The 12,197-nt window shown below is 70.5% G+C and carries 11 protein-coding genes; 6 read left to right on the top strand and 5 right to left on the bottom strand.

Features of this window, described 5'->3' with window-relative positions; all coding sequences use genetic code 11:
* Positions 1 to 123: 123 nt before the first annotated feature.
* Both MZC64_RS43040 and MZC64_RS43035 read right to left on the bottom strand, forming a co-directional pair.
* Entirely contained in the window at positions 124 to 540 is a 417-nt protein-coding gene (locus MZC64_RS43040) for a hypothetical protein (RefSeq protein ID WP_247765361.1), read from the bottom strand.
* Complete coding sequence (locus MZC64_RS43035) at positions 533 to 1,516, bottom strand: zinc-binding alcohol dehydrogenase family protein (protein WP_308301134.1); 984 nt, start codon at positions 1,514 to 1,516, stop codon at positions 533 to 535. The genes MZC64_RS43040 and MZC64_RS43035 overlap by 8 nt, the downstream gene beginning before the upstream one ends.
* A 212-nt stretch (positions 1,517 to 1,728) precedes the next feature.
* Here MZC64_RS43035 and MZC64_RS43030 point away from each other — a divergent pair, with 212 nt between their 5' ends.
* Positions 1,729 to 1,932 carry a hypothetical protein gene (locus tag MZC64_RS43030; RefSeq protein WP_247765362.1) on the top strand — a complete coding sequence of 68 codons (204 nt, stop codon included), beginning with the start codon at positions 1,729 to 1,731 and terminating at the stop codon, positions 1,930 to 1,932.
* A 13-nt stretch (positions 1,933 to 1,945) separates the two neighbouring features.
* Here the strand turns inward: MZC64_RS43030 and MZC64_RS43025 are convergent, their stop codons facing one another.
* Both MZC64_RS43025 and MZC64_RS43020 read right to left on the bottom strand, forming a co-directional pair.
* Positions 1,946 to 2,869, bottom strand: coding sequence for a MerR family transcriptional regulator (locus MZC64_RS43025; protein ID WP_247765363.1), 924 nt, complete (start codon positions 2,867 to 2,869; stop codon positions 1,946 to 1,948).
* Between the two features lie 117 nt (positions 2,870 to 2,986).
* A complete protein-coding gene (locus MZC64_RS43020) occupies positions 2,987 to 4,147 on the bottom strand; it encodes an ROK family protein (RefSeq protein ID WP_247765364.1) in 1,161 nt (386 codons plus the stop codon).
* 112 nt (positions 4,148 to 4,259) lie between these two features.
* Between MZC64_RS43020 and MZC64_RS43015 the strand changes: the two genes are divergently transcribed.
* Entirely contained in the window at positions 4,260 to 5,150 is an 891-nt protein-coding gene (locus tag MZC64_RS43015) for a family 16 glycosylhydrolase (protein WP_247765365.1), read from the top strand.
* Positions 5,151 to 5,276: 126 nt separating this feature from the next.
* Positions 5,277 to 8,561, top strand: a complete 3,285-nt coding sequence (locus tag MZC64_RS43010) for an alpha-L-rhamnosidase (protein WP_247765366.1) — start codon at positions 5,277 to 5,279, stop codon at positions 8,559 to 8,561.
* Positions 8,562 to 8,662: 101 nt separating this feature from the next.
* On the opposite strand, the gene MZC64_RS43005 is transcribed toward MZC64_RS43010, so the two are convergent.
* Positions 8,663 to 9,430 (bottom strand): IclR family transcriptional regulator, encoded by a 768-nt coding sequence (locus MZC64_RS43005; protein WP_247765367.1) that lies wholly within the window; start codon positions 9,428 to 9,430, stop codon positions 8,663 to 8,665.
* A gap of 48 nt (positions 9,431 to 9,478) precedes the next feature.
* On the opposite strand from MZC64_RS43005, the gene MZC64_RS43000 reads away from it, so the two are divergent.
* Genes MZC64_RS43000 through MZC64_RS42990 form a run of 3 tightly spaced genes read left to right on the top strand, consistent with a single transcriptional unit; the run spans position 9,479 to position 12,185 of the window.
* The gene (locus MZC64_RS43000) at positions 9,479 to 10,636 is read left to right on the top strand and encodes a cupin domain-containing protein (RefSeq protein WP_247765368.1); all 1,158 of its coding nucleotides are present in this window, start codon (positions 9,479 to 9,481) and stop codon (positions 10,634 to 10,636) included.
* Positions 10,633 to 11,466, top strand: coding sequence for a fumarylacetoacetate hydrolase family protein (locus MZC64_RS42995; RefSeq protein ID WP_247765369.1), 834 nt, complete (start codon positions 10,633 to 10,635; stop codon positions 11,464 to 11,466). The genes MZC64_RS43000 and MZC64_RS42995 overlap by 4 nt, the downstream gene beginning before the upstream one ends.
* Positions 11,463 to 12,185, top strand: coding sequence for a maleylpyruvate isomerase family mycothiol-dependent enzyme (locus MZC64_RS42990; RefSeq protein ID WP_247765370.1), 723 nt, complete (start codon positions 11,463 to 11,465; stop codon positions 12,183 to 12,185). The genes MZC64_RS42995 and MZC64_RS42990 overlap by 4 nt, the downstream gene beginning before the upstream one ends.
* Positions 12,186 to 12,197 lie beyond the last annotated feature (12 nt).

Here is a 12,197-nt window from a genome sequence, read left to right as displayed (position 1 = left end):
ATGATCTTCCCTCTCCGCGTGGTCCCTGTCTGCGCACCACTCTCCTATCCTTGGTCTCTTTCGGCAATTAGGCACTTATTTGTGCTATAGGTACCTGAGAGAAACCATCGCTGAACTGCGGATTCAGCGGACGGGCGGCTGGTAGCGCCCACCGGGGAACGCGGGGTTCTGCTCGGCGTACACGCACAGGTACTTCCGCCCGGCCTCGACGTGCCACACCACCTTGTCCAGCATCTCCACCGCGAACGCCGGCGCCTCGCCCAGATCCGGCCAGACCACCACGAAGCGATTCCCCTTGGCCTCGTGGAAACCGTTGCGCACCGAGTCCAGCAGCGCGTCCCAGCTCAGTGAGCTGACCAGCACCGGGTCCTGCGGCAGGTGCCGGCGGACCGCGGTGAAGAAGGACTCGCGGCCGGGGTCGCCGTGCATGGACAGCTCGTAGCGCGGGTACCGGCAGCGGTCGGTCTCCGCCCGCACCTGCGCCAGCCAATCCGGCGTCCCGAACCACACGCCCGACCGGATCCGTAAGCGGTCAGCCACGGACCCGCACCACCAATTTCCCGATTGCGCCACCGTCTTCCATCAGCTGGTGCGCTGCGCGGATCTCCTCCAGCGCGAACACCTTGTGGATGCGCACCGGCAGCTTCCCGGCCTCGATGAGTCCCAGGTAGCGCTGCAGGTCGGCCTGGGACAGGTCGCTGCTCTGGCCGCTGTACGCGGTGAGCCGGACGCCGTTGGGCAGGTAGTCCATCGGGTAGAAGTCCGGGATGGTCCACTCGTCGCTGAGCATGCCGGTGAAGCAGACCGTGCCGTGTGTCCCGGTGGCGCGCAAGGTGTCCGGCAAGGTGTTGACGCCCACCAGCTCCAGCGCCGCGTGCACGCCTTCGGGCCGGATTTCCCTTACCCGTGCGGCAATCGAGCCGTCGTCGACCAGCGGGTGGTCCACACCCAGTTCCCGCAGCACGTCCAGGCGGGCCGGATTCCTGGTGGTGGACAACACTTCCAGGCCGTGTTCCTTGGCCAGCACCGCCGCGGCCACGCCCACCGAGGAGGTGCCGCCGCGAACCAGGAAACTCTGCCCCGGCTGGATCGCCAGCCCGGTGTGCAGCGACCCGTGCGCGGTCTGCAGCATCTCCGGCAGCGCACCCAGCGTGGCCCAGTCCAGGCTGGTGCGCACCGGGGTCACGCTGCTCGCGGGCACCACGGTGTACTCGGCGTATCCACCGTCGTAGGCCCGCCCCATCCCGCCCATCATCGCCACCACCGGCTGCCCGGCCGCGAACTCGCCGCCGGGCGCGAGATCCACGGTGCCGGTGGCCTCGATGCCGGGGATGATCGGGAACACCGGGTTGCTCGCCAGCCCAGTGCGCAGGTGCTGTTCGGACTGGTTGAGCCCGAACGCCTCCACCCGGATCCGCACCCAGCCCGGCTTGGGCTCGGGGATGGGCACCTCGCGGAGTTGCAACGCCTCGACCGAGCCCGGACCGTCCAGGACCACCGCACGCATCGTCGTCATGCGGTGATCAAACCCAATCCGGCCACCCGATGCAGCGCGGCTCGCCAGGCAACGGCGTCCGGCAGTCCGGAAAACCACCCAGCCGCATTCGCACACCAACTCCGGCGACACGCCGGAAAGCAATCCCGATATCGACGATCGGGACTGCCGATACGCGCGGCAGCCCCGATCGGGTAAATTCGGTTTTACATTCGCCCTGCTACGCTCACGCGGTGCAGAACAACGAACAGGACCGATCCACGCAGGTGCTCACCGCACTACTCGTGCCCGCATTCGCATTGGTCGCCATCGCCGGTTTCATTTCCGAACCGGAGTGGCTGAAGCTGACGCTGCTGATTGTGGCCATCGTGGCGATGTGCGCACTGGGCTTCGGCCTGCTGCGGATCATCCGGCGCCGCCGGGCCAGTCAGGACTGACCGGGAGCGCCCGTCAGCTGGACGCGCGCAGGGCCGCGATGGCCCACTCGAAGGCGGGCACCCCGTCCGGCCCCGGCCGCGGCGGCCACCCGTTGAGCACACCCAGCAGCGCCCAGTAACGCGCCACCCGGCGATCGGTGAACACCGCCCAGCCATCGGCCAGCCGCACCCGCTCCGCCGCGGACAACTCCGGCGACACCACCCGGCCGATGATCTCCTTGGCCTCGGCCGAATCCGGCGCGATGCCGGCCTCGACCGCCGCACCGGCCGCCGCGATCACCTGCTCGGCCGAGGGCCCCTGCGCCTGCACCTCCCGGCCGACCTCGTTCTGCCCGGCCACCACCATCTGCCGCACCCGATGCTGGAAGTCCTGGTCCCGCACCAGTTCCGCCAGCTCCACCCAGGCATCCACCTGCTCGTCGCTGGGATCATCCGGCAACTCCGCCGGCAACTGCCGCATCGCCGCCGCCAACCCGGCCCCCGGCGCCGCCGGGTCCGCGCCCTCGAAGGCACGCTCGACGAACTCGTCCAGGACGCGCTGCCGCTCCCCCGCGGACAGCCTGGCCAAATCGTTCATCAGTCTCATCTCCTCGGTCGATCCACCACGTCGAACGACCGCCCGCAACACCGCCCGGCGCACCCGCAAAGTCCGGATCTCCGCATCCAGCGCCGTCACATGCGTGCGCGCCACATCAGTCACCGTGACCTGCTCAGCCAGCACCCGCGACACCGTGCCCAGGTCCAGGCCCAGCTCACGCAAGGTCCGCACCAGCTCCAGCCGGGCCACCGCGGCCGCGTCGTAGAGCCGGTAACCCCCATAAGACCTGGTCGTCGGTGGTAGCAGGCCGCTGTCGGACCAGAACCGGATGGTCCTGGTCGACAGACCGGTGGCGTTGGCGAGCTGTCCGATGGTGAACAGCTCGGTCGGGTCGTTCACGGGACTCAGCCTGAACCTTCCAGCAGGTGGAAACTCAAGCCCATTCTCACCTAGACCCCGCTATCCGGCCCGGCACCACGTCCAGAGCGGCGAGCAGCAGCAGCGGGACACGCGCGGTCACTCCGGCGCGAACAGGTCGTCGAGTGTTGCTTCCCTGGCGACCAGCAAGGCGCCGGCGAGCACCGGATTTCCCACTACCTCACTGAAAGCCAGGCGGGGCTGAGAGACGGCAACGCCGGACAGCTCCTCGGCCAGCATCGCCAGTAGGCAGTCGCCACCGGCGGTCGCGGTCCGGCCGCCGAGCACGACCAGTTCCGGGTCCAGCACGCAGATCACCGCGGCCAGGCCGGTGGCGATCCGCACCGCCAGCTCGCGCAGAAACAGCTCGTTGCCGCGGGCGGTGACCTCCCAGGCGGTCTCGCCGATCAGACCGAACTCGCGGGCGAGTTCGAGCACGCCCTCGGCCCCGGCGATGAGCTGGTATCCGCCGTGGCCGCCGGTGCGGACCGTGCGGCTCAATGGGATGCCCGGCACGGGCAGGTAGCTCACCTCACCGGCCGCCCCGGTGGCCCCGGACCGGATCCGGCCATCGAGCACCAGTGCCATGCCCAGGCCCTCGTCCAGCCACAGCCACACGAACGACTCCGAGCCGCGGGCGACACCCACGGCCTGCTCGGCGCGGGCGACCAGGTTGACGTCGTTGTGCACGCTCACCGGCACCGCCAACTCCTCGGCGAGCCTGCCGGCCAGAGCCGGTTGCTGCCAGCCGGTCAGGTGGTCGGCGAAGGCCAGTCGTCCGGTGTCCGGGTTCAGCGCCCCCGGGCAGCCCAGCGCCACCCTGGCCAGGTCGCCGGTGCGCAGTCCGGCCTGGGCCGCCGCGGCGTCCACCACAGCGCGCAGCCGGCTCAGCGCGCTGTGGCCGGTTCGCGCGGTCGACACCACCTGGCCGGTCAGGTCCGCCACGGACACCTCGATGTGCTGGTGGGTCACGTCGACGGCGGCGATGTGCGCGGCTTTGGCGTTGGCGCTGAACAGCTTGGCGTTGGGTCCGCGGCCGCCCTCCTGGATTCCCGCGGGCAGCACCAGCCCTCTGGTCGCGAGGCGGTCAAGGAGCTGGGTGGTGGTCGGGGCCGCCAGGCCGGTCAGCCGGACCAGCTCGGTCCGCGAGCGGGGGCCGCCGGAGAGCAGCAGTTCGAAGGCGGCGCGGTCGTTGATCCGCCGCAGCAGCGCCGGCCGGCCAGGCTCCGGTTCGGTCCCCGCATTGGAAGTTTTCCTCACTAATCGATATTACCTGTTCAGACAAGGTCTTGACTTGACCACCTGCCGCGTCCATCCTTCTCGCAATACGAAGGTTTCCTTCCTAATCCTGCCGCCAGTCAGGAGACTGATCATGTACTCGACGTTCCCGCGGTTGGGCGCCCTGCTCGCCGCCGCGGCCCTGCTGCTGCCCGGATCCGCCGCCGGTGCCACCCCGAAGCCGGCGGACTGGGAGCTGACCTGGCAGGACGAGTTCAGCGGGCCCGCGGGCTCGGCGCCGGACCCCGGCCGGTGGCGGCACCAGGTCGGCGGCGACGGCTGGGGCAACGAGGAACTGCAGTACTACACCCCGGGCAACCGCAACGCCGCGCACAACGGGCAGGGGCAGCTGGAGATCACCGCCCGCCGGGAGACCCCGGCGGGTTCGGACTGCTGGTACGGCCAATGCCAGTACAGCTCGGCTCGTTTGGTCACCAACGGCACCTTCGCCCAGCAATACGGCCGGTTCGAGGCGCGGATCAAGGTGCCGCGGGGCCAGGGCATGTGGCCCGCGTTCTGGATGCTGGGCGCGGACTACGACGAGGTCGGCTGGCCGTACTGCGGCGAGATCGACGTCATGGAGAACGTGGGCAAGGAGCCCAATACCGTCTACGGCACGGTGCACGGCGATGGCTACTCCGACGAGAACGGCATTGGCGGCAGCACCACCAGCCCGGACGGCAGGCCGCTGGCGGACAATTTCCACACCTACTCCGTGGAGTGGGGTCCCGGTGAGATCAACTGGTTCGTCGACGGCAGGCACTATCACCGGGTGACCCCGGACGACCTCCCTTCGGGTGCCCCGTGGGCCTTCGACAAGCCGTTCTTCATGCTGCTCAACCTCGCCGTGGGTGGGGTCTGGCCGGGCAGCCCGGACGCGTCCACCCGATTCCCGCAGCAGCTGGTCGTGGACCACATCCGGGTCTACTCCTGGGCAGGTGGCAAGGCGCCCGCGCCTGCCAAGAACCGCACCGTCTCGTCCTGACCGGAGAAGGGGATCGCCCGGATGCCGGTGACCAGTACCGGTCAGGGCAATTGTTGCCACCGTTGAAGTATCCCTATGGTGCGCAACAGACTTCAGCCACCGACCACGTCTGTCCATAGTGGACCGATGCTGGCCGTCCGCACGGGAGGCAGGCAGATGGCCAAGCAGGTGAACCGGCGCGACTTCCTCCGGATCTCCGCGGCGGGTGCGGGCGCGGGGGCGGCGTCGATGGCGTTGCCTGCCGCGGCGGCCGATCCGGCGGACCCGGCGACCGAGCCTGGCCCGCTGGCGCTCACCGCGGAACGGCTGACCGTGGAGTACGCCGAGAACCCGCTCGGCACCGACGTGGGACGCCCGCGCCTGGCCTGGGTGCTGCGGTCCGATCGGAACAACACCGTCCAGTCCGCCTACCAGGTCCAGGTGGCCACCGATCCGGTTCGGCTGGCCAGGGGTGAGCTGGTCTGGGACAGCGGCCGGGTGAACTCGGCCCGCAGCCTCGGCGTGGTCTACGACGGCCCGGGTCTCAGCCCTGGCACCCGCTACCACTGGCGGGTCCAGGTCTGGGACGGCGTCCAGGTCGCCTCCGGCTGGAGCGCGCCGGCCTGGTGGGAGACCGGCAGGCTCGGCAGGCCGTGGGCCGCGTCCTGGATCGGCGCGGCCGCCCCGCCACCACAGCCCACAGTGGACGGCGCGTCCTGGATCGGCGGTCCCGGCTGGACTCTGGAAGGCGCCCCGGTGGGCTCGCGGTGGTTCCGGGCGGCGCTGGACCTGTCAGGGGCGGTACGCAAGGCGACGCTGGTCGCCACCGCCGATGACAACCTCACCGTGCACGTGCACGGCCGCGAGGTGATCTCCGCGATGGGGCCTGGCAATGAGTGGAATTCGGCCCACCTTCGCGATGTGACCGAGCAGGTGCGCGCGGCCGGTAACCGGGTGGTGCTGGCCGTCGAGGCGGCCAACCGCGGTGGCCCCGCCGGACTGCTGCTGCGGCTGATCGTGGAGTTCACCGACGGCACCACCCGGGAACTGCGCACCGGCGCGGGCTGGCGCGCCACCGACACGCACCGGCCGGACTGGACCAGCCCCGGCTTCAACGACACCGGCTGGCCGGCGGCCGGGGTGCTGGCGGTCTACGGCGAGGGTCCCTGGCGGCGGGATGTCGCGGTGCCCGTCCGGGAGAACCCGGCGCCGTTGCTGCGCAAGGACTTCCACCTCAGCGCGCCGGTCAGCCGGGCCCGGCTGTACATCAGCGGGCTGGCCTACTGCGAGGCTCATCTCAACGGGCGCCGCGTCGGCGACCAGGTGCTCGACCCGGGTTTCACCGGCTACGACAAGACCGTCTTCTACGCCGTGCACGACATCACCGAGCTGCTTCGCCAGGGCGCCAACACCATCGGCGTCACGCTGGGCCGCGGTTTCTTCGGACTCACCACCCGCAACGTGTGGGACTGGCATCTGGCCAAGTGGCACGGCGAGCCGAGACTGCTGGCCCAGCTGGAGATCGAGCATCTGGACGGCCGCCGGACCACAGTGGGCACCGACGGTTCCTGGCGGCTGACCGAAGGACCGACCCGGTCCAACTCGCTGTACTCCGGGGAGACCTACGACGCCCGGCTGGCGCCCCAGGGCTGGACCAGTCCCGGCTTCCAGGAAAACCCGCCGTGGACCGCCGCGCTGGTCGTACCTGGACCGGGTGGCACCCTGCGCGCCCAGCCCAACGAGCCGATCCGAGTGGTGGAGACGGTGCGGCCCACCAGCGTGCGCGAACTCCGCCCGGGGGTGCACGTGGTGGACATGGGCCGCACCATGTCGGGCTGGACCCGGCTGACCGTGCGTGCGCCGGCCGGAACCCGGATCTCCTTGCTGCACGGGGAAAAGCTCAACGCCGACGGCAGTGTCCAGTCCCAGAACGAGCATGTGAAGGACGCGCGGCAGCAGCGGGACGAGTACCTCGCCGCGGGCACCGGCCTGGAGACCTGGGAACCTCGCTTCTCCTACAAGGGTTTCCGCTACGTCGAGGTCACCGGTCTGCCGGTGGCGCCACGGCCGGAGGAGGTGGCCGGCCGGGTGGTGCACAGCGATGTCCGCCAGGTCAGCGAGTTCCGCTGCTCGCAACCGATGTTCGAGCAGCTGGACGGGATGATGCGGCGTACCATCCTGGGCAACCTGCACAGCATCCCCACCGACACCCCGATGTATGAGAAGAACGGCTGGACCGGGGACGCGCAGGTCGGCGCGCCCTCGATGGCCTATTCCTTTGGCATGCAACGCTTCTTCAGCAAGTGGATGGGCGATCTGGCAGACAGCCAGAACAGCGCGGGCCAGGTGCCGGTGATCGTGCCCAACGGTGGCCGCTGGGGCTACCAGCAGCTGGCCCCCTCCCCGGAGTGGACGACGGTCTTTCCTTTCCTGGCAAGGGAAATGCACCGCTGGTACGGGGACGACCGGATCGGCGCCGAGCACTGGACCGCGCTGACCCGCTACCTGGACTGGGAGATCAACCGGATGCGCGGCGGCCTGGCCGAGACCGCGCTGGGCGACTTCCTGCCGCCGGACTCCCCCGGCGGCATCGCCGGCGAGGACACCCGGCTCACCGCCACCGCCTACCTGCACCGGGCCTTGATCAGCACCGCCGAGCTGGGCGAACACCTGGGGCAGCACAACACCGCCGCCCGGTACCGTCAGGTCGCCGGCGCCGCCAGGGACGCCCTCAACCGCACGTTCCTGCGCAACGGCCACTACAACAGTGACCGGGACAACGGCTACCGCCAGACCAGCAACGCCATCCCGCTGGCCTTCGGGCTGGTGCCGGTGGAGGCGGTGCGCTCGGTGGTGGACAGCCTGGTCGCCGACATCCGCCGCCGTGGCGACCACCTCAACACCGGCTGTCTGGGCACCAGCGTGCTGCTGCCGGTGCTGACCGCGCACGGCTATCCCGATGTGGCCTACGCCATCGCGGTGCAGCGCAGCGAACCCAGCTGGGGCTACTGGATCGAGCGCGGGGCCGACACCATGTGGGAGATGTGGCATCAGGGCTCGCGGTCCCACAACCACTACTTCCAGGGCACGATCACCCAGTGGTTCCATGAGCACGTCGCCGGATTGCGGCCGCTGGCCAACGGATACCAGCGCATCCTGATCCGGCCGGATGCCCGGGTCGACCTGGGCTGGGCCCGCACCTCGATCGAGACCGTGCGCGGGCGGGCCGCGGTCGACTGGGCCCGGACCGGCACCGGCCTCACCCTGACCACCGCCGTCCCGGTCGGCGCCACCGCGGAGGTGCACGTCCCGGCGAACGCGCCCGCGGACGTCATCGCACCCGGTGGCGCGGTGTTCCTGGGACAGGACAACGGTTACGCGCGCTACCAGGTCGGCTCCGGCACCTGGACCTTCACCACCAGCCGAGCCTGAACCTTGCTCCGACGGAGTTCTCGTACCACTTGGGCCAACTGGTACGCCCGCTTGGGCAAAACCGGCGTACCAGTTGGCCCAACTCGCCGGATTGGGTCGCGCTATCGGCCGGTGGGCGGTTGAGTTGCGGTGAGGTCGGTCTTTACTCGCTCGGCGGTCTCCCGCAGGGCGGTGGCCAGTACCGGCTGCCGGTCGCGGGTGAAGCGGACGCTGGGCACGGCGATGGCCAGCGCGGCCACCACATCGCCCGCGTTGTCGCGCAGGCAGACGGCCATCGCGCTCACCCCGGCCTCGGTCTCCTGGTCGTTGATCGCGTAGCCGCGCCGCCGGGTGGCCGCGAGGTGGCGGAGCAGCTTGGCCATATCGGTGTGCTGGTCCTGGCCGGTGGTCGCGTACAGCTCCGCGACGGCCTGCGGGGTCAGGTCCGCGAGCATCGCCCGCCCGCCGGAGCTGATCGCGGCGGGCAGGATCAGGCCCCGGCGATCGCCCACCCGCAGTGTCTGCGAGCACTCCACGCTGGCCACGAACCGGGTCTCGGTGCCCACCCTCAGCAGCAGGTTCACCGTCTCCTGCAGGGTGTCGCACAACGTTTCCATGTGCGGGCGGAGCAGGCGCCGCAACTCCAGCACGCGCCCGCCGATCGCCTGTGGCGCGGACAGCGCGGGCCCCGGCAGGTAGTTGCGGGCCTCGTCCTGCACGGCGAAATCGCGGTAGACGAGCATCGCGAGCAGCCGGTGCGCGGTGGAGCGGGCCGTGCCGAGTTCTTCGGCCGCTTCGCTGACCCGCAGCGTGCCGTTGTCCCGAAGCAGTTGCAGCAACTGGAGAGCGTGGTCGACGGACTGCAGCGGGTACGGCGGCTTGTTCTTCATAGCAGAATCATACTTCTGCACTCTGGAACATGTCCTACGGTTGGCGTTATGCCGGAGATTGCCACCCGACCGCAGGACACGACCGAACCGCGGCCGCAGGTCCAGCCCGAGGACAGCCGCGAACTGCGTGACCTCTACGCGACCTTCGGCGCGGAGCACCTGGTTCCACTGTGGACTGGAGTGGACGACCTGATCCCGCGGCAGCCCGCCCCGCGAGCCGTCCCGCATGTCTGGCGATGGCGAACTCTCTACCCGCTCGCCCAGCGCGCGGGTGAGCTGGTCCCGGTCGGGCGTGGTGGCGAGCGGCGGGCAATCGCGCTGGCCAACCCTGGGCTCGGCGGCAGGCCGCACGTCTCCCCCACCCTGTGGGCGGCCATTCAGTACCTCGGCCCGCACGAGGTGGCGCCGGAGCACCGGCACACCCAGAACGCCTTCCGGTTCGTGGTGGAGGGCGAAGGCGTGTGGACGGTGGTCGACGGCGACCCGGTGGCCATGCGGCGCGGGGACTTCCTGCTCACGCCCGGCTGGCACTTCCACGGGCACCAGAACGTCACCGACGAGCCGATGGCCTGGCTGGACGGACTGGACATCCCGTTCGTCGGCGCGACCGACTCCGGCTTCTTCGAGTTCGGTCCGGAACAGCTCAGCGACGAGCGGACCCCGCCCCGCTCGCGGGCCGAACAACTATGGTCCCACCCCGGGCTACAACCCGTGGCACTGCTGGGTAAGCGCCCGAGTTCGCCGCTGGCCGCCTACCGCTGGGAACACACCGACCGCGCGCTGACCGACCAGCTGGCCGTCGAGGAAGCGGGTTACCCGGCCACCGTCGAGCCGGGGCACGCCGCGATCCGGTTCACCAACCCGGCCACCGGCGGGGACGTGCTGCCCACCATCCGCGCCGAGTTCCACCGGCTGCGGCCCGGCACCGAGACGGTCGCTCGCCGCGAGGTCGGATCCAGTGTGTGGCAGGCATTCGACGGCACCGGCTCGGTCATCGTCAACGGCGTCACGCACCGGCTGGAGCGCGGCGACCTGCTGACGGTGCCGTCCTGGGCCGAGTACCGGCTGCGGGCCGAGACCGGCCTGGACCTGTTCCGGTTCGGGGACGCACCGATTTTCGAGGCCCTGCACCAGGATCGCCTGGAAGTCGACGGCGTGCTGGTGCGGCAGGCCGGGCGCGCCGTCGACAGGGGAGGCGACCGATGAGACTCGCGACGATCCGCACAACCGTTGGCACGGCGGCGGTCCGGGTGGACCGGGACACCGCGATCGAGGTCGACGGCGCACCGGACGTGGGCGCGCTGCTGGCCGACCCGCGGTGGCGGGCGCGGGCCGCCACCGCCGACGGCCCACGGCACCCGGTGGGCGGACTGGACTACGCGCCGGTCGTGCCGCGGCCCGGCAAGATCGTATGCGTCGGCCTGAACTACCGCACCCACATCCAGGAGATGGGGCGCGCGCTACCGGCCCACCCGACGTTGTTCGCGAAGTTCGCCGAGGCGCTGATCGGGCCGTACGACGACCTGGTGCTACCTGCCGAGTCCGAGGCGGTCGACTGGGAGGCGGAGCTGGCCGTGGTGATCGGCCGGCCGGTGCGCCGCGCCGACCCGGAGGAGGCGTCGGCGGCGATCGCCGGGTACGCGGTGATCAACGACGTGACCATGCGGGACTGGCAGTACCGCACCACCGAATGGTTGCAGGGCAAGACATTCGAGGCGACCACCCCGTTCGGGCCGCACCTGGTGACCACCGACGAGGTGGCCCCCGACGCGCTGATCGTGTGCGAGGTCGACGGCGAGGTGGTGCAGGCCTCGCGGATCAGCGATCTGGTGTTCGGCCCGGTCGAACTGGTCAGCTACATCTCCACCATCCTCACCCTCAGCCCGGGTGATGTGATCGTCACCGGCACCACGGGCGGCGTCGGGCACGCCCGCTCCCCCAAGCGTTACCTGCACGGCGGGCAGCAGCTCGTCACCCGGATCTACGGGGTCGGCGAGCTGGTCAACACGGTGCGCGCGCCGGCGGTCGCGCGGTGAGCGCCACCACCGACCAGGCCCAATGGCAAGCGTGGATGGACGAGGGGTACGTCTACCTCGCGCAGTGGCTGAATATGCTGTCGGACAAGCAACTCGACGAACCCTCCGGGCTGGCGGGCTGGACCCGCAGGCATGTGCTCGCGCACGTGGGTTTCAACGCGCGGGCGCTGGGCAGGCTGGTGCACTGGGCGGCCTCCGGGGAAGCCACCCCGATGTACGCCGACGAGTCGGCCCGAGCCGCCGAGATCGCGCACGGGGCCCTGCTGCCAGTGCCCGAGCTGCGCGAACTGGTGCGCACCGAGCAGTTCCGGCTCAACGTCGCCCTGCACCTGCTGGAGCCGGCGGAGTGGGAGGTCACCGTGGTGACCGCTCAGGGCCGCGCGGTGCCGGCCGGCACGATCCCCTGGCTGCGCGCCCGCGAGGTGTGGGTGCACGCCGTCGATCTGCAAGCAGGCGCGGACTTTCCCGACTTCCCCGCCGACCTGCTGGACGCGTTGATCATCGACGTGGTCCAGACCCGGCGGCGGCGCGAGCAGTCGCCCGCGCTGGTCCTCGCACCTCTCGATCGCGACGAGGAGTGGATCATCGAGGCGCCCGGAACCCCGATCCGGGTGCTGGGCCGCGCCGCTGACCTCGCCCGGTGGCTGACCGGACGCGGTGTCCGCGAAGTCCGGTCGGCCACCGGCGAGCCCCTGCCCGACCTCGGCCCGTGGCTGTAGCTGTTTCCCAGT

It is taken from the genome of Crossiella sp. S99.2, assembly GCF_023094165.1.
Taxonomy (GTDB): Bacteria; Actinomycetota; Actinomycetes; order Mycobacteriales; family Pseudonocardiaceae; genus Crossiella.
The sequence above is the reverse complement of the archived record's forward strand: the minus strand, read 5'-3'. Positions and strand labels throughout refer to the sequence as shown.

What these genes read in the sequence shown, in the direction of transcription:
- MZC64_RS43010 (WP_247765366.1), top strand. Translation starts at nt 5,277, where the DNA reads ATGCTGGCCGTCCGCACGGGAGGCAGGCAGATGGCCAAGCAGGTGAAC.
- MZC64_RS43000 (WP_247765368.1), top strand. Translation starts at nt 9,479, where the DNA reads ATGCCGGAGATTGCCACCCGACCGCAGGACACGACCGAACCGCGGCCG.
- MZC64_RS42995 (WP_247765369.1), top strand. Translation starts at nt 10,633, where the DNA reads ATGAGACTCGCGACGATCCGCACAACCGTTGGCACGGCGGCGGTCCGG.
- MZC64_RS43015 (WP_247765365.1), top strand. Translation starts at nt 4,260, where the DNA reads ATGTACTCGACGTTCCCGCGGTTGGGCGCCCTGCTCGCCGCCGCGGCC.
- MZC64_RS43005 (WP_247765367.1), bottom strand. Translation starts at nt 9,430, where the DNA reads ATGAAGAACAAGCCGCCGTACCCGCTGCAGTCCGTCGACCACGCTCTC.
- MZC64_RS43035 (WP_308301134.1), bottom strand. Translation starts at nt 1,516, where the DNA reads ATGACGACGATGCGTGCGGTGGTCCTGGACGGTCCGGGCTCGGTCGAG.